Origin of the sequence: Pseudomonas cimarronensis (genome assembly GCF_049331905.1) — a bacterium.
Taxonomy (GTDB): domain Bacteria; phylum Pseudomonadota; class Gammaproteobacteria; order Pseudomonadales; family Pseudomonadaceae; genus Aquipseudomonas.
On sequence record NZ_CP186283.1, the window covers coordinates 4,020,712 to 4,040,980 of the forward strand.

At 62.4% G+C, this 20,269-nt stretch carries 21 protein-coding genes; 12 read left to right on the forward strand and 9 right to left on the reverse strand.

From position 1 onward, the window contains the following. Positions 1-30: 30 nt before the first annotated feature. The 4 genes from ACOCLD_RS18795 to mreB all read right to left on the reverse strand — a co-directional run bounded on the left by ACOCLD_RS18795 (position 31) and on the right by mreB (position 3,243). Positions 31-630, reverse strand: coding sequence for a Maf family protein (locus ACOCLD_RS18795; RefSeq protein WP_422910256.1), 600 nt, complete (start codon positions 628-630; stop codon positions 31-33). A 43-nt stretch (positions 631-673) separates the two neighbouring features. Further along, the gene (gene mreD / locus ACOCLD_RS18800; protein WP_233685893.1) at positions 674-1,159 is read right to left on the reverse strand and encodes a rod shape-determining protein MreD; all 486 of its coding nucleotides are present in this window, start codon (positions 1,157-1,159) and stop codon (positions 674-676) included. Then, complete coding sequence (mreC, locus tag ACOCLD_RS18805; protein WP_257777851.1) at positions 1,159-2,118, reverse strand: rod shape-determining protein MreC; 960 nt, start codon at positions 2,116-2,118, stop codon at positions 1,159-1,161. Before mreC ends, mreD begins: the two co-directional genes overlap by 1 nt. Positions 2,119-2,205: 87 nt before the next feature. Then, positions 2,206-3,243 carry a rod shape-determining protein MreB gene (gene mreB / locus ACOCLD_RS18810; protein WP_090255536.1) on the reverse strand — a complete coding sequence of 346 codons (1,038 nt, stop codon included), beginning with the start codon at positions 3,241-3,243 and terminating at the stop codon, positions 2,206-2,208. Between the two features lie 239 nt (positions 3,244-3,482). On the opposite strand from mreB, the gene gatC reads away from it, so the two are divergent. The 6 genes from gatC to ACOCLD_RS18840 all read left to right on the forward strand — a co-directional run bounded on the left by gatC (position 3,483) and on the right by ACOCLD_RS18840 (position 8,810). Then, the gene (gene gatC / locus ACOCLD_RS18815) at positions 3,483-3,770 is read left to right on the forward strand and encodes an Asp-tRNA(Asn)/Glu-tRNA(Gln) amidotransferase subunit GatC (protein WP_233685894.1); all 288 of its coding nucleotides are present in this window, start codon (positions 3,483-3,485) and stop codon (positions 3,768-3,770) included. Positions 3,771-3,785: 15 nt separating this feature from the next. Beyond that, positions 3,786-5,237, forward strand: a complete 1,452-nt coding sequence (gene gatA / locus ACOCLD_RS18820; protein WP_422910257.1) for an Asp-tRNA(Asn)/Glu-tRNA(Gln) amidotransferase subunit GatA — start codon at positions 3,786-3,788, stop codon at positions 5,235-5,237. Between the two features lie 12 nt (positions 5,238-5,249). Then, positions 5,250-6,698, forward strand: a complete 1,449-nt coding sequence (gatB, locus tag ACOCLD_RS18825; RefSeq protein WP_422910258.1) for an Asp-tRNA(Asn)/Glu-tRNA(Gln) amidotransferase subunit GatB — start codon at positions 5,250-5,252, stop codon at positions 6,696-6,698. 147 nt (positions 6,699-6,845) lie between these two features. Further along, on the forward strand, positions 6,846-7,217 hold the full coding sequence (locus ACOCLD_RS18830) for a septal ring lytic transglycosylase RlpA family protein (protein WP_311090536.1): 372 nt from the start codon (positions 6,846-6,848) through the stop codon (positions 7,215-7,217). A 100-nt stretch (positions 7,218-7,317) separates the two neighbouring features. Then, positions 7,318-8,406, forward strand: coding sequence for a calcium/sodium antiporter (locus ACOCLD_RS18835; protein ID WP_422910259.1), 1,089 nt, complete (start codon positions 7,318-7,320; stop codon positions 8,404-8,406). Between the two features lie 68 nt (positions 8,407-8,474). Further along, positions 8,475-8,810: a carboxymuconolactone decarboxylase family protein gene (locus tag ACOCLD_RS18840; RefSeq protein WP_422911842.1), complete on the forward strand. Its 336-nt coding sequence runs from the start codon at positions 8,475-8,477 to the stop codon at positions 8,808-8,810. A 55-nt stretch (positions 8,811-8,865) separates the two neighbouring features. Here the strand turns inward: ACOCLD_RS18840 and ACOCLD_RS18845 are convergent, their stop codons facing one another. The 3 genes from ACOCLD_RS18845 to ACOCLD_RS18855 form a co-directional block, all read right to left on the reverse strand. After that, positions 8,866-9,807, reverse strand: a complete 942-nt coding sequence (locus ACOCLD_RS18845) for an AEC family transporter (RefSeq protein WP_422910260.1) — start codon at positions 9,805-9,807, stop codon at positions 8,866-8,868. A gap of 167 nt (positions 9,808-9,974) precedes the next feature. Continuing rightward, entirely contained in the window at positions 9,975-10,535 is a 561-nt protein-coding gene (locus ACOCLD_RS18850) for a response regulator transcription factor (protein WP_233685901.1), read from the reverse strand. A 12-nt stretch (positions 10,536-10,547) separates the two neighbouring features. Next, complete coding sequence (locus ACOCLD_RS18855; protein ID WP_160089156.1) at positions 10,548-11,801, reverse strand: ATP-binding protein; 1,254 nt, start codon at positions 11,799-11,801, stop codon at positions 10,548-10,550. 195 nt (positions 11,802-11,996) lie between these two features. Between ACOCLD_RS18855 and ACOCLD_RS18860 the strand changes: the two genes are divergently transcribed. From ACOCLD_RS18860 to ACOCLD_RS18885, 6 genes are all read left to right on the forward strand, one after another. Next, complete coding sequence (locus tag ACOCLD_RS18860) at positions 11,997-12,704, forward strand: SIMPL domain-containing protein (RefSeq protein ID WP_422910261.1); 708 nt, start codon at positions 11,997-11,999, stop codon at positions 12,702-12,704. A 231-nt stretch (positions 12,705-12,935) separates the two neighbouring features. Then, positions 12,936-14,534: an ABC transporter substrate-binding protein gene (locus tag ACOCLD_RS18865; protein ID WP_422910262.1), complete on the forward strand. Its 1,599-nt coding sequence runs from the start codon at positions 12,936-12,938 to the stop codon at positions 14,532-14,534. A gap of 111 nt (positions 14,535-14,645) precedes the next feature. After that, complete coding sequence (locus ACOCLD_RS18870; RefSeq protein ID WP_422911843.1) at positions 14,646-15,656, forward strand: ABC transporter permease subunit; 1,011 nt, start codon at positions 14,646-14,648, stop codon at positions 15,654-15,656. A 152-nt stretch (positions 15,657-15,808) separates the two neighbouring features. Then, positions 15,809-16,720: an ABC transporter permease subunit gene (locus tag ACOCLD_RS18875; RefSeq protein ID WP_257777722.1), complete on the forward strand. Its 912-nt coding sequence runs from the start codon at positions 15,809-15,811 to the stop codon at positions 16,718-16,720. Between the two features lie 10 nt (positions 16,721-16,730). Further along, a complete protein-coding gene (locus ACOCLD_RS18880) occupies positions 16,731-17,705 on the forward strand; it encodes an ABC transporter ATP-binding protein (RefSeq protein WP_422910263.1) in 975 nt (324 codons plus the stop codon). Beyond that, a complete protein-coding gene (locus tag ACOCLD_RS18885) occupies positions 17,705-18,676 on the forward strand; it encodes a peptide ABC transporter ATP-binding protein (RefSeq protein WP_422910264.1) in 972 nt (323 codons plus the stop codon). The genes ACOCLD_RS18880 and ACOCLD_RS18885 overlap by 1 nt, the downstream gene beginning before the upstream one ends. A gap of 27 nt (positions 18,677-18,703) precedes the next feature. On the opposite strand, the gene ACOCLD_RS18890 is transcribed toward ACOCLD_RS18885, so the two are convergent. After that, positions 18,704-19,480 carry a YdcF family protein gene (locus ACOCLD_RS18890; RefSeq protein ID WP_422910265.1) on the reverse strand — a complete coding sequence of 259 codons (777 nt, stop codon included), beginning with the start codon at positions 19,478-19,480 and terminating at the stop codon, positions 18,704-18,706. A gap of 288 nt (positions 19,481-19,768) precedes the next feature. Continuing rightward, complete coding sequence (locus tag ACOCLD_RS18895) at positions 19,769-20,212, reverse strand: hypothetical protein (RefSeq protein ID WP_422910266.1); 444 nt, start codon at positions 20,210-20,212, stop codon at positions 19,769-19,771. Positions 20,213-20,269 lie beyond the last annotated feature (57 nt).

Consider the following 20,269-nt stretch of genomic DNA (forward strand, 5'->3'; position numbering starts at 1 on the left):
GCCCAAACTCTTGGTTGAAGCGGCAGCCTCTTAACTGTTGACCGGCACTGTCTGCCAGCACGGAATAGCAAATTCTGCGAGTAACGCTGCGGTCTCACACAGGGGTAACCCTACCACTGCCGAGTAGCTGCCTTGCAGCTGGCTGACAAACACCGCCGCCAAGCCCTGGATCCCGTAGCTGCCGGCCTTGTCCTGCGGCTCGCCGCTGGCCCAGTAGGCCTCGATTTCCGCCTGACTCAACGGGCGGAAGGTCACTTGGCTTGTGACCACCCGCGCAGCCTGGCGTTCGCGGCTGACCAAGGCCACCGCCGTGAGCACCTGGTGGCTGCGTCCGGACAAGGCCTGCAAAGTCGCCAAAGCATCGGCACGGTCGCGCGGTTTGCCAAGAATGCGGCCATCCAGCACCACAGCCGTATCGGCACCAAGTACAACCGCGCCATCGGAATCGGCCAGGGCCGCCAGCCCGGCATGCCCCTTGGCGAGTGCCAGACGCTCTACATAGGCGAACGGCGACTCACCTGGCAATGCATTTTCATCAATCGGTGCGATTTGCGTGAGAAAGGGCACACCAATCTGCGTCAGCAACTCACGCCGACGCGGCGACCCGGAGGCAAGATAGAGGGTGGCCATGCAGACTTCTCCCTGTCGGATGGTGCAAGGCCGAGGCGCCTGCTCAGTTGACGCCGGTGCGCTGATGCAGCCCACGCAGGATTGCGCAGACCCAGGGCCAGAGCAAGGCACTGACCAGCGCCGGCAGGACAAATTCCAGGGTGGGTGGGCGACTACCGGTCAGCGCGTTCAGCCACAGCTGCACCAGCTGGGCCAGACCGAAGACCACCAGCAACACGGTACTCTGCTGCCACATCGGAAACATGCGCAGACGCTGGTGCAGAGTCAGCACCAGGAAAGTAATCAGGGTCAGGATCAGCGCGTTCTGCCCCAACAGGGTGCCATTCAGCACATCCGCCAGCAGCCCCAGGGCCCAGGCTGTGGTCATGCCCACGCGATGCGGCAAGGCCAGCACCCAGTAGGTCAAAAACAGCGCCAGCCACAGCGGGCGGCCCAGTTCCATAAACTTGGGCATGCTCGATACGCTGAGTAACAGCGCCAGAGCGAACGTCAGCCAGACCACCCAGATATTGCTTGATCGTGCGGCCATTATTGCGCTGCCTCCGACGGCGTGGCGGGGGTCGCAGGCGCTTCAGCAGCCTGGGTCGCGGGTTGTGCCTGCTGCAGAATTTCTCGATCCAGGGCTTCCTGGGCCTGCGCCGATTCGGTGGCCCGCTGTTCCGGGGTGCGCGGGTCGGTAAATACCAGCAGCATGTAACGGCTGCGGTTGAGCATGGCGGTTGGCACCGCACGCACGATGGCAAAGGGTTGCCCCGAGTCGTGGATCACTTCACTGACCATGGCCACCGGGTAACCGGCCGGGAAGCGCTGACCAAGACCGGAGCTGACCAGCAGATCACCTTCCTTGATGTCAGCGGTATCCGCCACATGCCGCAGTTCCAGACGCTCCGGGTTACCGGTGCCACTGGCAATGGCACGCAGGCCATTGCGATTGACCTGCACCGGGATGCTGTGGGTAGTGTCCGTCAGCAGCAACACACGCGAGGTATAGGGCATGACCTCGACCACCTGCCCCATCAGACCACGCGCATCGAGTACGGGCTGCCCCATCACCACGCCGTCCTTCTCGCCCTTGTCGATCAGGATGCGGTGGGTAAAGGGGTTGGGGTCGATACCGATCAGCTCGGTGGCCAGCACGTCGTCGTCGACAAGCGCGGCCGAGTTGAGCAGCTCACGCAGGCGCACGTTTTGCTCGGTGAGGGCGGCAAGCTTTTGCAGGCGGCGCTGCATCATCAGCTGTTCAGCCTTGAGCCTCTCGTTCTCGGCGGTCAGCTCGCTGCGGCTGCTCAGTTCCTGCGTGGCACTTTCCCACAGACGTACCGGCAAGCGCCCGACCCAGTAAACCGGCTCGACAATCAGGCCCAGCTGCGCACGCAGCGGCTGCAACAGGGTGAAGCGCGCGTCGACCACCATCAGCGCAGCCGACAGCACGGTGAACACCAGCAGGCGCACACCCAGCGAAGGACCTTTGGCAAATAGCGGTTTGATCGGCAGCTCCTCACAGCGTCAGGCAGCAAAACAAAAGCTGCAAGCGGGGAACCCCGGCTTGCAGCTCAAGACTTGGAGCGGTCGCGCTTATTCCGAGGACAGCAAGTCCATGGTGTGGCGATCCATCATTTCCAGAGCCTTGCCGCCACCGCGCGCCACGCAGGTCAGCGGGTCTTCGGCGACGATCACCGGCAGGCCAGTTTCCTGCGACAGCAGCTTGTCCAGGTCACGCAGCAGCGCGCCACCACCGGTGAGCACCAGGCCACGCTCGGCAATGTCGGAAGCCAACTCTGGCGGCGATTGCTCCAGCGCGCTCTTCACTGCCTGGACGATGGTCGCCAGGGATTCCTGCAGCGCTTCGAGCACTTCGTTGGAGTTCAGGGTAAAGCTGCGCGGTACGCCTTCGGCCAGGTTACGGCCACGTACGTCGACTTCACGCAGTTCGCCACCGGCGTAAGCGGTGCCGATTTCCTGCTTGATGCGCTCAGCGGTGGACTCACCGATCAGCGAGCCGTAGTTGCGGCGCACGTAGGTGATGATCGCTTCGTCGAAACGGTCGCCGCCGACGCGCACGGATTCGGCATAAACCACACCGTTCAGCGAGATCAGGGCAATTTCAGTGGTACCACCACCGATATCGACGACCATCGAACCGCGGGCTTCTTCAACCGGCAGGCCGGCACCAATGGCAGCAGCCATTGGCTCTTCGATCAGGAACACTTCACGGGCACCGGCACCGAGGGCCGACTCACGGATGGCACGACGCTCTACCTGGGTGGATTTGCACGGCACGCAGATCAGCACACGTGGCGAAGGCTGCAGAAAGCTGTTTTCGTGAACTTTGTTGATGAAGTACTGCAGCATCTTTTCGCAGACGCTGAAGTCGGCGATCACGCCGTCTTTCATCGGGCGGATAGCGGCAATGTTGCCGGGGGTACGGCCAAGCATGCGTTTGGCTTCGGTACCAACCGCCACCACGCTCTTCTGGTTACCGTGGGTACGGATCGCCACAACCGACGGCTCGTTCAGGACGATGCCGCGCTCGCGGACATAAATCAGGGTATTGGCAGTGCCCAGGTCAATCGACAGATCGCTGGAAAACATGCCACGCAGTTTTTTGAACATGGGATAGGGACCCTAGGCAACGCGTGGGTAAAAAAGTGCGGCAAACTCTAACAACGGCAGGGATTTTGAGCAAGGCACCAATATGTTAGATTGCCGGTTTTTCCGGGCTTTACGGCCCATCATCGCGGCCTTTGACCGCCACCTGCCATGCTCCGTTCCCTGCACTTCCCAGCATGGCGACCCGCTCACATTTGCACAGGCAGCCAGCAACTGCGCTGCTCTATATAGGAAGAAACCTGATGGCGCTTGACCGCTCCGACGTGGAGAAAATCGCTCATCTGGCTCGACTGGGCCTGAATGAAGCCGATATCCCGGGTACCACTGCGACCCTCAATAATATTCTCGGCCTGATCGATCAGATGCAGGCCGTCAACACCGACGGCATCGAGCCACTGGCTCACCCGCTGGAAGCCACTCAGCGCCTGCGCGCCGACCAGGTCACCGAACACAACCAGCGCGAGGCCTATCAGGCCATCGCTCCGGCCGTGGAAAACGGTCTGTACCTGGTTCCGAAAGTCATCGAGTAAGGGAAACGCCCAGCCATGTATCAACTGACTCTGGCAGAGATCGCCCGCGGACTCGCCGACAAGCAATTTTCTGCCGAAGAGCTGAGCCGCAGCCTGCTGGCACGCATCAAGCAGCTCGACCCGCAGCTCAACAGCTTTATCAGCGTCACCGAAGACCTGGCCCTGAGCCAGGCCAAAGCGGCCGACGCCCGCCGCGCGGCTGGCGAGAGCGGCGCCCTGCTCGGCGCACCAATCGCCCACAAGGACCTGTTCTGCACCCAAAGCGTTCTGACCAGCTGCGGCTCGAAAATCCTCAGCGGCTTCAAGGCCCCGTATAACGCCACTGTGGTCGAGAAACTCGCCAGCGCCGGCGCGGTGACCCTGGGCAAGCTGAACATGGACGAATTCGCCATGGGCTCAGCCAACGAATCCAGCCACTACGGCGCGGTGAAAAACCCCTGGGACCTGACTCGCGTACCCGGCGGCTCTTCCGGCGGCTCGGCAGCAGCAGTCGCCGCGCGCCTATTGCCGGCGGCCACTGGCACCGATACCGGCGGCTCGATTCGCCAACCAGCGGCGCTGACCAACCTTACCGGGATCAAGCCGACCTACGGCCGCGTCTCGCGCTGGGGCATGATCGCCTACGCCTCCAGCCTCGATCAGGGCGGCCCACTGGCCCGCACCGCAGAAGACTGCGCGCTGATGCTGCAAGCCATGGCCGGTTTCGACAGCAAGGACAGCACCAGCGTCGATCAACCGGTTGACGACTACCTCTCCGCCCTGAGCCAGCCGTTGAGCGGTCTGCGCATTGGCCTGCCGAAGGAATACTTTGGTGCCGGCCTGGATGCGCGTATCGGCGAGAAGGTGATGGCCGTGGTCGAAGCGCTGAAAAAGCTCGGCGCGACCGTCAAGGACATCAGCCTGCCGAATATGCAGCACGCGATTCCCGCCTACTACGTGATTGCCCCAGCCGAAGCCAGCTCCAACCTATCGCGCTTTGACGGCGTGCGCTTCGGCTACCGCTGCGAGAATCCGAAAGACCTGCAGGACCTGTACAAGCGCTCGCGCGGCGAAGGCTTTGGTGCCGAGGTCAAACGTCGCATCATGGTTGGCACCTACGCGCTGTCCGCCGGTTACTACGACGCCTATTACCTGAAGGCGCAGAAAATTCGCCGGCTGATCAAGAACGATTTCGTCGCGGCGTTTAATGACGTCGACGTGATCCTCGGCCCAACCACGCCAAACCTGGCCTGGAAGCTTGGCGAGAAGAACAGCGATCCGGTCGCCGCCTATCTGGAAGACATCTACACCATCACCGCCAACCTGGCCGGCATCCCCGGCCTGTCGATGCCTGCTGGCTTCGTCGATGGTTTGCCGGTTGGTGTGCAACTGCTCGCCCCTTACTTCCAGGAAGGCCGCCTGCTCAACGTCGCCCACCAGTACCAACAGGTAACTGACTGGCACACACAAGCTCCGGCTGGATTCTGAGGACGACTGAATATGCAATGGGAAACCGTAATCGGGCTGGAAATCCACGCTCAGCTCAGCACCCAATCGAAGATCTTCTCGGCCAGCGCCACCACCTTCGGCGCCGAGCCCAACACCCAGGCCAGCCTGGTTGACCTCGGCATGCCCGGCACCCTGCCGGTGCTGAATGCCGAAGCCGTGCGCATGGCTTGCAAGTTCGGCCTGGCAATCGATGCGCACATCGCACCGCACAACATCTTCGCCCGCAAAAACTACTTCTACCCGGACCTGCCCAAGGGCTACCAGACCAGCCAGATGGACCATCCCATCGTCGGCAAAGGCTTCCTCGACATCACCCTGGAAGACGGCACGACCAAGCGCATCGGCATCACCCGCGCACACCTGGAAGAAGATGCCGGCAAGAGCCTGCACGAAGACTTCCACGGCATGAGCGGCATCGACCTCAACCGCGCCGGTACGCCGCTGCTGGAGATCGTTTCCGAGCCGGACATCCGCTCGGCCAAGGAAGCGGTGGCCTACGTTAAAGCCATCCACGCGCTGGTGCGTTACCTGGGCATCTGCGACGGCAACATGGCCGAAGGCTCGCTGCGCTGTGACTGCAACGTCTCGGTGCGCCCGGTTGGCCAGGCCGAGTTCGGCACCCGCGCCGAGATCAAGAACGTCAACTCGTTCCGCTTTATCGAAAAAGCCATCAACCATGAAGTGCAACGGCAGATCGAGCTGATCGAAGACGGCGGCAAAGTGGTGCAGGAAACCCGCCTGTACGACCCGAACAAGGACCAGACGCGCTCCATGCGCAGCAAGGAAGAAGCCAACGACTACCGTTACTTCCCCTGCCCGGACCTGCTGCCGGTGGTGATCGAGCCGAGCTTCCTCGATGAAGTACGCGCCAGCCTGCCGGAACTGCCGCTGCAGAAGCGCGAGCGCTTCGAGGCGCAGTTTGGCCTGTCTGCCTACGACGCCACCGTATTGGCGGCCAGCCGCGAACTGGCCGACTACTTCGAGGCGGTCAATGCGGTGTGCGGCGATGCCAAACTGGCTGCCAACTGGGTGATGGGCGAGCTGTCCAGCCTGCTCAACAAGGACAACCTGGAGATCGATCAATCGCCAGTGTCGGCCGAACAGCTGGGTGGCATGATCCTGCGCATCAAGGACAACACCATCAGCGGCAAGATCGCCAAGATGGTGTTCGAGGCCCTGGCTGCCGGCGAAGGTGCCAGCGCTGACGAGGTGATCGAGAAAAAAGGCCTCAAGCAGGTCACCGACTCCGGCGCCATCGAAGCCATGCTGGATGAAGTGCTGGCAGCCAACGCCGAGCAGGTCGAGCAGTACCGCGCCTCTGATGAAGCCAAGCGCGGCAAGATGTTCGGCTTCTTCGTCGGCCAAGCCATGAAAGTCTCAAAAGGCAAGGCCAACCCAGGCCAAGTGAACGAACTGCTGAAGAAAAAGCTCGAAGGCTAAGCCGGCAACGCCACGGCATACGTTGGCCCGGCGACCGACCATGGATGGCCGGGCCGGCACGCCTTACAAGCCAGGTATGGCTTGCTCTATCAACGCCGGGTCAGCCCGGCGTTGCTCTGTCCGCCGCCAATCTGCCCAGGAGCCACCATGCGCCTGTTACTGATCGCCATCACCAGCTTGCTGCTCAGCGCTTGCGCCAGCCAGGGCCAGGTCGACCCGCAGGGCTACCGCGCCGAAGGCCAGGCGTCCTATTACGGCGCACGGCACCACGGCAACAAAACCGCCAGCGGCGAGCGCTTTGACCAGAACGCGCTGACTGCGGCACACCGCAGTCTGCCGTTTGGCAGCCGGGTACAGGTCACCAACCTGCGCAACGACAAGCGCGTGGTGGTGCGCATCAATGACCGTGGCCCTTACGCCAAGAAGCGCATCATCGACCTCTCGCAAAAAGCCGCCGAACAGCTGGATATGCTGCGCGACGGCGTGGTGCCGGTGCGTGTGGAGCAACTGGCCGACTGAACACAGCTGTTTACAAAGAAGCGTTAGACAGCCCTGATCAGCCTCTGGCGCAACGCAAGCCGATGATTAAACTAGCGCCACTTTTCTGGAGCTCCCTGCAATGACCCTGATGACCTTTGTTTATCTGATTGCCGGCCTGGTGCTGTTGGTAGCCGGCGCTGAAGTACTGGTACGCGGCGCGGCCAAGCTGGCGGCACAATTTGGTATTCCACCGCTGATTATCGGCCTTACCGTGGTGGCCTTCGGCACCAGCGCGCCGGAAACCGCCGTCAGCGTGCAGGCCGCCCTGAATGGCAGTGGCGACCTGGCCATTGGCAACGTAGTGGGCAGCAATATCGCCAACGTCCTGCTGATTCTCGGTCTGACCGCAGTGGTTGCGCCGCTGATCGTCTCGCGCCAGCTGATCCGCCTGGACGTGCCGATCATGATCGGTGCCAGCCTGGTGGTGTATGCCCTGGCCTGGGACGGCAGCCTCAGCCGCCTCGATGGCGCCCTGCTGTTTGCTGGCGTGCTGGCCTACACCGGTTTTCTGATTGTCAGCTCGCGCCGCGACAAGAGCAGCAATGAGGACGACGAGTTCGCCAAGGAGTTCGGTCTCGACGAACCGGCCAAGCCCTACGCCTGGGCGATCAATCTGGGCCTGATCATTGCCGGCCTGGTGCTGCTGGTCAGCGGCTCCAACTTCCTGGTGGAAGGCGCCGTGACACTGGCCCGCGCCCTGGGCATTTCGGAACTGGTGATCGGCCTGACCGTGGTTGCCATCGGCACCTCGCTGCCAGAGCTGGCCACCTCGATCATGGCGGCCATCAAGGGCGAGCGTGATATCGCCGTGGGCAATATCGTCGGCAGCAACATCTTCAACCTGCTCTGCGTACTGGGCCTGGCGTCGCTGGTTTCGCCGCAGGCGATCAACGTGGCCGCCAACGCCCTGGCCTTCGACTTCCCGGTGATGATTGCCGTGGCCGTGGCCTGTTTGCCGATCTTCTTCGCCGGCTATCGCATCAACCGCTGGGAAGGCCTGCTTTTCCTCGCCTATTACGTGGCCTACACGGTCTACCTGGTGCTGTCGTCGACTGGCAAACCGTTCGCCGAAGTCTTTGGTGACGCCATGCTCGGCTACGCCCTGCCGCTGACCGCCGTGACCCTGGTGATCATCGCCGGCCGCGCCTGGCACAAGCAGAAAGCCTGACAACCCACTGGGAGGAAAGCCGCTTGAGTGATAGCCACGCACAAGGCCTGAAAGTCCGCCGTGAGGTGATGGGTGACGCCTTTGTCGACCGCGCCCTGGGTAACGCCACGGACTTTACCCAGCCGCTGCAGGACTTCGTCAATGAGCACGCCTGGGGCGGTGTGTGGACCCGCGACGGGCTGGACCGCAAGACCCGCAGCCTGATCACCCTGTCGGCACTGACCGCGCTGAAATGCCCACAGGAACTCAAGGGCCACGTACGCGGTGCGCTGAACAACGGCTGCACGGTGAAAGAAATCCGCGAAACCTTGCTGCACTGCGCGGTGTATGCCGGCGTACCGGCCGCCATCGACGCCTTTCGCGCAGCCCAGGAAGTGATCGACGACTTCCAGCAGCAGGCCTGATCGCAACAAACTAAAAAGCCGGGCATTGCCCGGCTTTTTTATGCCCGCGCGACGCCTAGATCCAGCCCGCCCACTGCAGCACGAACAGCCCGAGGTTGGTGGTCACCACCGTGGCCAGGGTGGTCAGCACGATAATCGCCGCCGCCAACTGGTGATTGCCGCCCACTGCTTTGGCCATAACGAAACTGGCCGCCGCCGTGGGGCTGGCGAAGTACAGAAAGAGAATCGCCAGATCAGCATCGCGAAAGCCCCACAGCCAGGCGCCCAAGGTGGCCAGCAGCGGCAGCCAGAGCACCTTCATCAGGCTTGAGCTGATCGCCATGCCACTGCTCTCACGCAGCGACTCCAGGGTCAGAGTGCCACCAATGCAGATCAGCGCCAGCGGCAGGCTCATCTGCGCAAAATATTCGCCGGAGGTCAGCAACCAGGCCGGCAGGGGAATCTGCCAGGCGGCAAAGGGAATGGCCGCCAACACACCGATAATCAGCGGATTGCTGAGGATGTTCTTGGTCAGGCTCCAGGCATCGGTCTTGGCCTCTGGGCTGTAGATCGCCAGAACGATGGCCGACAGGGTGTTGTAGCTGAGGATGACGACCCCGCCGAGCACCGCGCCGACCGACAGGCCGTAATCACCGTACATGCTGGTGGCCAGCGCCAGGCCGATAATGCCGTTGTTGCCGCGAAATGCGCCCTGGGTGTAGATGCCGCGATCCGCCTGCGGGCAACGCAGAATCGCCCAGCCCCAGGCCAGCAGAAAGCAGCCCAGAGTCGCCAGCACGAAATACACCAGCAACGCCGGCTGCAAGGCGGTACGCAGGTCCGCCTGGACGATGCCGAGAAACAACAGCGTGGGCAGCGTGCCACGAAACACCAGTGCAGATGCGGTGTTGATAAAGGCCGCATCAATCAGTCCCAGACGCTTGAGTGCCACGCCGAGAAACAGCATGGAGAACACCGGAGCGGTGACGCTGATGGTTTGCTGAACGACGGCGAGCATGACAGCCCCTGATCAGATAGATAGGCGGCTAATGGTAACAAGGCTGCCTAGCAGAAAGCTTTCAGCAGCCTTTCATGCGGGGAAAAAAACGCCGGGAGCGTTTTTTAACGTCGCACAGCGACGGCCCGCAGGGTGGCCGCCATGGATGGCAGGCCATAAAATAACGTTTAGCGGCGTACCGGACGCTTCTGCAGCTTGCGTTGCAAGGTGCGCCGGTGCATGCCCAGGGCGCGGGCAGTGGCGGAGATATTGCCTTCGTGCTCGCTGAGCACGCGCTGGATATGCTCCCATTGCAGGCGATCCACCGACATCGGGTTGTCCGGAACCAGGCTTTCCAGATCGGCATGCTGGGTCAGCAGCGCGGCCAGCACATCGTCGGCATCAGCCGGTTTGCACAGGTAGTTGCAGGCACCACGCTTGATCGCCTCTACGGCTGTGGCAATGCTCGAATAGCCGGTGAGGATCACCACACGCATTTCTGCGTCCAGTTCCAGCAGCTTGGGCAGTAGCACCAGGCCGGAGTCGCCTTCCATTTTCAGGTCAACCACGGCGTAGTCCGGCAGATCCTGCTCGGCCAGGGCCAGGCCCTCCTCGGCTGAACCGGCGGTGGACACGCGCAGGCCGCGACGACTCATGGCACGCGCCATCACACGGGTGAAGGTCGGGTCATCATCAACCAGCAACAGGTGAGGTTGTTCTTCACCTTCGAACAGCACTTCATCGCTCATTCGGGTTTTTCCTTAAGCTCGACCGTAGGCACGCGGCAATTTCAGCTCGGTGAGCGTGCCGCCTTCTTCGTGGTTATACAGTTTAACCGTACCGCCGGCACGGGTGACGCTGGCCTGACTGAGGAACAACCCCAGACCGAACCCCTTGCCCTTGGTGGTGAAAAACGGCCGCCCCAGCTGTTCGGCAATCGCCAGCGGCACACCGGCACCGAAGTCGCGGATGCTCAGGCGCAGCCACTGGTGATCCCAATCCAGGCGAATATCCAGCTTGTCCGGGCAGGCGTCGGCCGCGTTGTTCAGCAGGTTGAGCAGGGCCTGGGTCAGATCGGCCGGCGGCATCATCTTGGGCGGAGTGCCACGGCCCAGGCATTGGTAGCGATAGCTGGCTTCCGGGCGCATCAGGTGCCAGCGGTTGAGGGTGGTTTCCAGCCACTCGACTGACGACAGCTCGATCACCGCCTGACGCCGGTCCGCTTCGGCGGCGCGCACCAGGTGCTGCAGAGTTTCCTTGCACAGTTTGACCTGCTCCTGCAGCACCGCCAGATCCTCTTGCAGGGTCGGCTCCTGATGCTCGCGGCGCAGCTCCTTGATCAACACGCTCATGGTCGCCAGCGGCGTACCCAATTCGTGCGCCGCCCCCGCCGCCTGGGTCGCCACGGCGAGCAGTTGCTGGTCGCGCAAGCCTTCTTCCCGGCGCTCGGCGCGCAGCTCCTCCTGGCGGCGCAGCTCTTCGGCCATCTTCGCCACGAAGAAAGTAATCAGCCCGGCAGCCAGGGCGAAGCTCAGCCACATGCCGTAGATCAGCAGGCTCTCACGCGGGCCGGACGGCAGGTCCAGCGGGTGTGACCAGACCAGCAGAAAGGTGTAACCGCCCAGCGCCAGACCGGACAGAGTGATGGTGTAGAGCCAGGGCAAGGTCGCCGCGGCGATGGTCAGCGGCACCAGGTAATAGGAGACGAAGGGGTTGGTCGAGCCGCCCGAGTAATACAGCAGCAGGCTGTGGATGATCAGGTCGCAGCCCAGCTGCACCGCATACTCCTGCTCAGTCACCGGCCAGGGACCACGCAGGCGCAGCGCGGTCAGCAGGCACAGCACCAGGGAGATGCCGAGGGTGACACTCAGTTCCAGCCAGGGCAGCGGTAACGCACCCGACTTGTACGCCAGGCCCACAGAGCCGGCCTGCGCGGCCAGCACCAGAATGCGGATCAGGGTCAGACGCCAGAGGTTTTGCCGGCTCGCCGACAGTAGCTGCACAGGTGCGAGCATAGAATCTCCAAGATGCCCATTTAGCGAGCCGCAGGAGTATAACCAAGCCTCTGCGCGGCTATCTGCGGCAACACGCCGCAGCGGCAAGCTCGTTGAAAAAAGTGGAACCCGATTTAACCCGTTCAGTCAGATAGCTACGTCTACCCTCTGGAAAGCCGCGCATAACCCATGCGCCCAACATATAAAGGAATCGTCATGCTGCCACTGTCCCGCCTCGCCACTGCCCTGCTGCTGAGCACCACCACCCTGCTGAGCGCCACGGCCATGGCCGACGAGGCCCGATACAACCAGGTTGCCCTGCGCGCTGAAGTGAGCCAGGAAATCGCCCACGACCTGATGCACGTCACCCTCTACAGCGAAGCCCAGGACAGCGACCCGGCCGCCCTCGCAGCGCAGATCAGCAAGACCCTGAATGCCAGCATCGCCCAGGCCCGCCAGGTCAAGGGCGTCAGCGTCGCCTCCGGCAGCCGCAACAGCTACCCGGTTTATGATGAAAAGGGCCAGAAGATCACCGCCTGGCGCGAGCGCGCCGAGCTGCGCTTGGAAAGCGCCGATTTCAGCGCGCTGTCCAAGCTCACCGGGGAAATGCTGCACACCCTGAAAATGGGCGGAATGAACTTCAGCATCGCTTCAGACACCCGCAAGACCCACGAAGACGCCCTGCTCAAGGACGCCGTCTCCGCCTTCAAGGCCCGCGCGCAACTGGCCACTGAGGCCCTTGGCGGCAGCGGTTACAAGCTGGTCAGCCTGAACCTCAACAGCGGTGGCTTCCAGCCGCCGATCATGCGCATGGAAGCGATGAAGGGCGCGGCAATGATGGATGCCGCCGCACCGGAAATCGAAGCGGGCTCCAGCCAGGTCAGCATTAATGCCGATGGGGTGATCGAAGTGCAGATGCCCTGAATCTGCTACATCTTGCTACACAGACAAGCAGCGCCGTTATCCGACGATAGCGGCGCTTTGCCATGTTTTTCTCGTCCATTTATAGAAATGCGACACCACCTACAGCTGCATCGTCATTCCTGTTCTCTCTGCGACATGCCACTTGTCTACGGCATACGCCCTGCATAGCTTCACCCAAGGTCTCCACAAGAGGCCCCTCAGGATCACAACCACAATAACCATGAGGTCACTATGCGTAAGAACGCCGTCATCCAGGCTTTACTCGCCGCTGGGCTGATCGCCAGCACACCCCTTGCCAGCGCCGCCGGCAACCTGGTGTTCTGCTCCGAAGGCAGCCCCGCCGGGTTCGACCCTGGCCTGTACACCACCGGCACCGACTTCGATGCCGCAGCGGAAACCGTGTTCAACCGCCTGAGCCAGTTCGAGCGTGGCGGCACCGCCGTAATCCCTGGCCTGGCCGAGAAGTGGGACATCAGTGAAGACGGCCTGAGCTACACCTTTCACCTGCGCCCCAAGGTGAAATTCCACACCACCGAATACTTCAAGCCGAGCCGCGACTTCAACGCCGATGACGTGCTGTTCACCTTCCAGCGCATGCTCGACAAGGACCACCCGTTCCGCAAAGCCTACCCGTCGGAGTTCCCCTACTTCACCGACATGGGCATGGACGCGAATATCGCCAAGATCGAAAAACTCGACGACATGACCGTCAAGTTCACGCTTAATGAAGTCGACGCCGCCTTTATCCAGAACCTGGCGATGAGCTTCGCTTCGATCCAGTCCGCCGAATACGCCGATAACCTGCTCAAGGCCGGCAAGGCCGCCGATATCAACCAGAAGCCCATCGGTACCGGCCCCTTCGTATTCAGCCGCTACCAGAAAGATGCGGTGATCCGCTTCAAGGGCAACAAGGAATACTGGCAACCGGATGAGGTGAAGATCGACAACCTGATCTTCGCCATCAACACCGACGCCTCGGTACGCATGCAGAAGCTCAAGGCCGGCGAATGCCAGGTGACTCTGTTCCCCCGCCCGGCGGATCTGGATTCGCTGAAAAAAGACCCGAACCTGGACATGCCCGAGCAGGCCGGTTTCAACGTCGGCTATATCGCCTACAACGTCACCCACCCGCCGTTCGACAAACTCGAAGTGCGCCAGGCGCTGGACATGGCGGTGAACAAACAAGGGATCATCGACGCGGTGTACCAGAGCGCCGGCCAACTGGCAGTCAACGGCATGCCACCGACCCAGTGGTCGTATGACGAGAGCATCAAGGACCCCGCCTACGATCCGGAAAAAGCCAAGGAGCTGCTCAAGGCCGCCGGCATCAAGGAAGGCACCGAAATCACCCTGTGGGCCATGCCGGTGCAACGTCCGTACAACCCCAACGCCAAACTGATGGCTGAAATGCTGCAAAGCGACTGGGCCAAGGTCGGCATCAAGGCCAAGATCGTCAGTTACGAATGGGGCGAATACCTCAAGCGCGCCAAAGCCGGCGAACACGACGCCATGCTGATCGGCTGGAGCGGCGACAACGGTGACCCGGACAACTGGCTGGGCACCCTCTATGGCTGCGATGCCGTGGACGGCAACAACTTCTCCAAGTGGTGCCATGCCGACTACGACAAGCTGGTAAAAGCCGCCAAGCGCGTGACCGATACTGCAGAACGCACCGAGCTCTACAAGCAGGCTCAGGTGATTCTCAAGCGTGAAGTGCCGATCACCCCGATCGCCCACTCCACGGTCTACCAGCCGCTGAGCAAGAAGGTCGTAGACTTCAAGATCAGCCCATTCGCGCTGAACTCGTTCTACGGCGTCGGCGTCAAGTAAGCACGCGCTGCACTCCGCCTGGCAGGGCGTTTATCGGCCTGCCAAGCGGACACCACCCGCATAACAGCGCTCGGCCATTGCAGCCGGGCGCATATGGGAGCACCCATTTATATGCTGTCCTTTATTGCCCGCCGCCTGGGGCTGCTGATCCCCACCTTCTTCGGCGTCACCCTGTTGACCTTCGCGCTGATCCGCATGATCCCCGGCGATCCGGTGGAAGTGATGATGGGCGAACGCCGCGTCGACCCGGAAATGCACGCCCAGGCCATGGAACGCCTGGGGTTGAACAAGCCGCTGTATGCGCAGTATTTCGACTATATCGGCCAGCTGGCCCAGGGCGACCTGGGTGAATCACTGCGCACCCGCGAAAGCGTATGGAGCGAATTTCTCACCCTGTTCCCCGCCACCCTGGAACTGTCCCTGGCCGCCCTGCTGTTCGCCGGCACTATGGGGTTAGTTGCCGGTGTAATTGCCGCCCTCAAGCGCGGCTCGCTGTTCGACCACGGCGTAATGGGCATCTCACTGGCCGGTTATTCCATGCCGATTTTCTGGTGGGGCCTGCTGCTGATCATGTTCTTCTCGGTGTGGCTGGGCTGGACGCCGGTGTCCGGGCGCATCGACCTGCTCTACGACATCCCGCCGGTTACCGGTTTTATGCTGATCGACACCCTGCTTTCCGGTGAAGAGGGCGCGTTTGTCGATGCCCTGCGCCACCTGATCCTGCCGGCCATCGTGCTCGGCACCATTCCGCTGGCGGTCATCGCGCGGATGACCCGCTCGGCGATGCTCGAAGTGCTGCGCGAGGACTATGTGCGCACCGCCCGCGCCAAGGGCCTGTCGCCGGCGCGCGTGGTGTTCGTGCACGGCCTGCGCAATGCACTGATTCCAGTGCTCACCGTGTTCGGCCTGCAGGTCGGCGCGCTGCTTGCGGGCGCGGTGCTGACCGAAACCATCTTCTCCTGGCCGGGCATCGGTAAATGGCTGATCGAGTCGATCGGCGCGCGTGACTACCCGGTGGTGCAGAACGGCATTTTGCTGATCGCCTGCCTGGTGATCCTGGTCAACTTCGTGGTGGACATCCTCTACGGATTGGCTAATCCACGCATTCGCCATCAGCGCTAAGAACCTGCCCATGGCCTGCTGCGCGTCGGCGATACCGCGTCAAAACCAGCTTCGGCATGCTCATGTGCAACAGCACACTCCGCTTCCTCAGCTGCTTTTTCCTTGTCTCGCGCTAGCTCGCGAGACCATGCACAGGTTCTACGGAGCCCACTATGACAACTGAAAGCCTAAGCACCAGTCTTGATCAATCGCTGCTCTACCCCTCGCCGCTCAAGGAATTCTGGCAGGCCTTTGCCCACAACAAGGGCGCAGTCGCCGGGCTGGCCTTTATGATCCTGCTGGTGATCTGCGCGCTGTTTGCGCCGTGGATCGCCCCGCATGACCCCAGCGAGCAATACCGCGAGTTTCTGCTCACCCCACCGGCCTGGCTGGAGGGCGGTCAGCTGCAATTTCTACTGGGCACCGATGAAGTGGGCCGCGACCTGCTGTCGCGGTTGATCCATGGCGCGCGACTGTCGCTGCTGATCGGCCTGGCCTCGGTGTTGATGTCGTTGATCCCCGGCATCCTTCTCGGCCTGGTCGCCGGCTTCTTTCCGCGCCTGCTCGGCCCGTCGATCATGCGCCTGATGGACATCATGCTGGCCCTGCCCTCGCTGCTGCTGGCGGTGGCCATCGTCGCCATCCTCGGCCCAGGGCTGATCAACACCATCTTCGCCATCGCCATCGTCTCGCTGCCGTCCTATGTGCGCCTGACCCGTGCTGCGGTGATGGGCGAGCTGAACCGCGACTACGTCACCGCCGCGCGCCTGGCCGGTGCCAGCCTGCCACGGCTGATGTTTATCACCGTACTGCCCAACTGCATGGCACCACTGATCGTGCAGGCCACCCTGAGCTTTTCCTCGGCAATTCTCGATGCCGCGGCCCTGGGTTTTCTCGGCCTCGGCGTACAACCGCCAACGCCTGAGTGGGGCACCATGCTGGCCTCGGCGCGCGACTATATCGAGCGCGCCTGGTGGGTGGTCAGCCTGCCGGGCCTGACCATTCTGCTCAGCGTGCTGGCAATCAATCTGATGGGCGACGGGCTGCGCGATGCACTCGACCCGAAACTCAAGAATGCGCAGTGAGGAACCCCGCATGAGCCTATTGGATATCAAAAACCTCAGTGTGCGTTTCGGCGGCACCAGCGCCATACCCGTGGTCGACGGTCTCGACCTGTCCGTGGAAAAGGGCGAAGTGCTGGCGATTGTCGGCGAATCCGGCTCGGGCAAATCGGTGACCATGATGGCGCTGATGGGGCTGATCGACGCGCCCGGCATCGTCAGTGCCGACGGCCTGCAATTCGACGGCACCGACATGCTGCGGCTCAAGGGCCGCCAGCGCCGGCATATCGTCGGCAAGGACCTGTCGATGGTCTTTCAGGACCCGATGACCGCCCTCAACCCCAGCTTTACCGTGGGTTTCCAGATCGAGGAAGTGCTGCGCCAGCACCTGAATCTCAAAGGCCAGGCCGCGCGGCAACGCGCGCTGCAACTGCTGGAGCGGGTGGAAATTCCTGCCGCCGCCAGCCGCCTGAATGCCTACCCGCACCAGCTGTCTGGCGGCATGAGCCAACGGGTGGCGATTGCCATGGCGATTGCCGCCGAGCCAAAGCTGCTGATCGCCGACGAGCCGACCACCGCGCTGGATGTGACCATTCAGGCGCAGATCATGGATCTGCTGGTGGGCCTACAACGCGAGCAGAACATGGGCCTGGTGCTGATCACCCACGACCTGGCCGTGGTCGCCGAAACCGCGCAACGGGTCTGCGTGATGTATGCCGGGCAAGCGGTGGAGATCGGCAGCGTGCCACAGTTGTTCGACGCACCAACGCACCCCTATACCGAGGCGCTGCTCAAGGCGATTCCCGAGCACAGCCAGGGCCAGCGGCGCCTGGCCACCTTGCCCGGTATCGTACCGGGCCGTTATGACCGTCCAGTAGGCTGCCTGCTGTCGCCACGCTGCCCCTACGCCCAGGCCCATTGCCGTGAACAACGACCAAGCCTGGATACCCATGAACGCGGCGCGGTGCGCTGCTTCTACCCGCTCAATCTGACTGCGGAGGTGGCCTGATGAGCGCCGTCCTGACTGCTCGCGACCTCACCCGCCACTACGAAATATCCCGCGGACTGTTTCAGCCCAACGCTCAAGTGCAGGCGCTGAATGGCGTGTCCTTTGAACTGCAGGCAGGCAAGACCCTGGCGGTGGTCGGCGAATCCGGCTGCGGCAAATCCACCCTGGCCCGTGCGCTAACGCTGATCGAGGAGCCCAGCTCGGGCTCGCTGCAGATCGCCGGGCAGGAAGTGACAGGCGCCAACAAGGCCCAGCGCAAACAGCTGCGCCGTGATGTGCAGATGGTTTTTCAAAATCCCTACGCCTCGCTCAATCCACGGCAGAAGGTCGGTGATCAGCTGGGCGAACCGCTGCTGATCAATACCGCGTTGTCACGCCTGGAACGGCGTGAGCGGGTGCAGGCGATGATGCAACAGGTCGGCCTGCGTCCCGAGCATTACCAGCGCTACCCGCATATGTTCTCCGGCGGCCAGCGCCAACGCATTGCCCTGGCGCGGGCGATGATGCTGCAACCCAAGGTACTGGTGGCGGACGAGCCGACCTCGGCGCTGGACGTGTCGATCCAGGCCCAGGTGCTCAACCTGTTTATGGACCTGCAGGAGCAGTTCAATACCGGCTATGTGTTTATCTCGCACAACCTTTCGGTGGTACGCCATGTCGCCGACGATGTACTGGTGATGTACCTCGGCCGCCCGGTGGAAATAGGCCCTAGCGAACTGATCTACAGTCGTCCGCTGCACCCCTATACCCAGGCGCTGCTGTCGGCGACGCCGACCATTCATCCCGACCCGAGCAAACCAAAGATCAAGATCAGTGGCGAGCTGCCCAACCCGCTATCGCCACCCAGCGGCTGCGCCTTCCACCAACGCTGTCCGCATGCCAGCGAACGCTGTCAGGTTGAACAGCCGGCACTGCGCCTGCTGGATGCACGGCAAGTGGCGTGTCACCATGCCGAGCAGATCAATAGCTAAATGATGTGAGCCCTGGCCAGCTGGGGCTTATTCTTGCGCCGGGCCTCGGTAGAACATCCGATAGCCCAGCAAGCCAACGGCCTCGTTAAGCAGCAAACCGTTCTGCCAGACCGCCTTGCTTTCCGGCAGCCAGCCGCCAGCAGGTCGGCCATTGGGCGTACCGAGAAAGCCCATCGGCGCGCTGATTACCTGCAAACCCGCCTGTTCGAAACTCCAGCGTGACCTGGGCATATGCCAGGCCTGGGTCACCAGCACCACGCGGGTAATCCCAACCTGTTTCAGCAGCTCTGCGCTATGAGTCGCGTTCTCCCAGGTGGTGCGGCTTAAGCCCTCCTGCCAACGCACCGGCAAGGCGTAATCACGCGCCAGCACGTCAGCCATCAACGCCGCTTCACTGGGCGGTGCGCCAAAGTGCAACCCGCCACTGGTGAGCAGCGGCAAACCCGAGGCCTTGGCCAAGCGTGCGGCAAAACGCACCCGTTCCAACGCCAGCAGGCTGGGCTGATCCGCGCCCCAGCCGGGATCAGCCAATTCACGGCCGCCACCCAGCACCACAATCACATCCGCCTGCTGAGCCAAATCAAACCAGTGCCGCTCATGCAATGCCGGCTCGCTTTCCAGCACGCGCGCGGAATATTCGACCACTACCGGCAAACTGAACAGCCACATACCGACCAGCCCGGCAACCAGGCAAGCCGCCGCCACGCGCGGAAAACGCCGCCGCAGCCACCAGGCGGCCAAAAGCAAGAGCAGGAACAGGCCTGGCGGTAGAAAGAACTGTTTGAGGATGTAGCGAATCGGCATGGGGCACCTCACCTGGGTGCGCGCAGCCTAGGGTCTGTTGTCGTTTCAGCACAAGCCGCGTTGCTGCGCAAAATCTCGCCAGGCTAGGCGTGGGACGCAGGTAATGGTTGTTCCCTTGCCAAGTCCCACAACACCGCATGGTGAGATTTTCCGCGCAACCCGAAGGGCTGGGCCTGTTTTAGCGCGTGGCGTTTCACGATTGCCACCTGAATAACCAGATTTAGCGCCTCACGCCATGCCTCGCGCTAAAACAGGCCCGGCGCGGTTGTGAGGAAATGGCAATAGACCCTATCGATGATTGCTCGCCCGAAACAACTGCGAACCGCACGCCTTGCAGGCCTGCACACCATTACCGGACTGCCAGCCGGCCACGGTGCCGCACAGCGCGCAACACAGCTGCAAGCGCCGTTTAAGCAGGGGTTTGACCTTGCCAGGCAGCGCTGCCGTGGCTTTGTGGCCGCAGCGGCTGACCTTGCGCGAGCTCGGCAGCTGCTCGATCTGCGCCATTTCCTGCGCTGCCGCATGCCAGCCACGCAGCCAGTCCAGGTCGCGGTTGAGGTAAGCGCGGATCAACTCCATTTCCGCCGCGGTCAGGCCACGTAGCTCAAGTTCCACCGGCGGTTGCGCGGTCAATGCACTGAGACTGTCCGCTTCGTCAAGGGCCATGGCCAGGCGCTGCAGCAGTCGCTCATAGAGCCCGCCAGCCGGTCCGCCACGCCTTAACTCTGCCATCCATCACCTCGCCCAGGAGCACAATGCCGCTCCCTACTGCAAGCTTAGCGCTCGCCC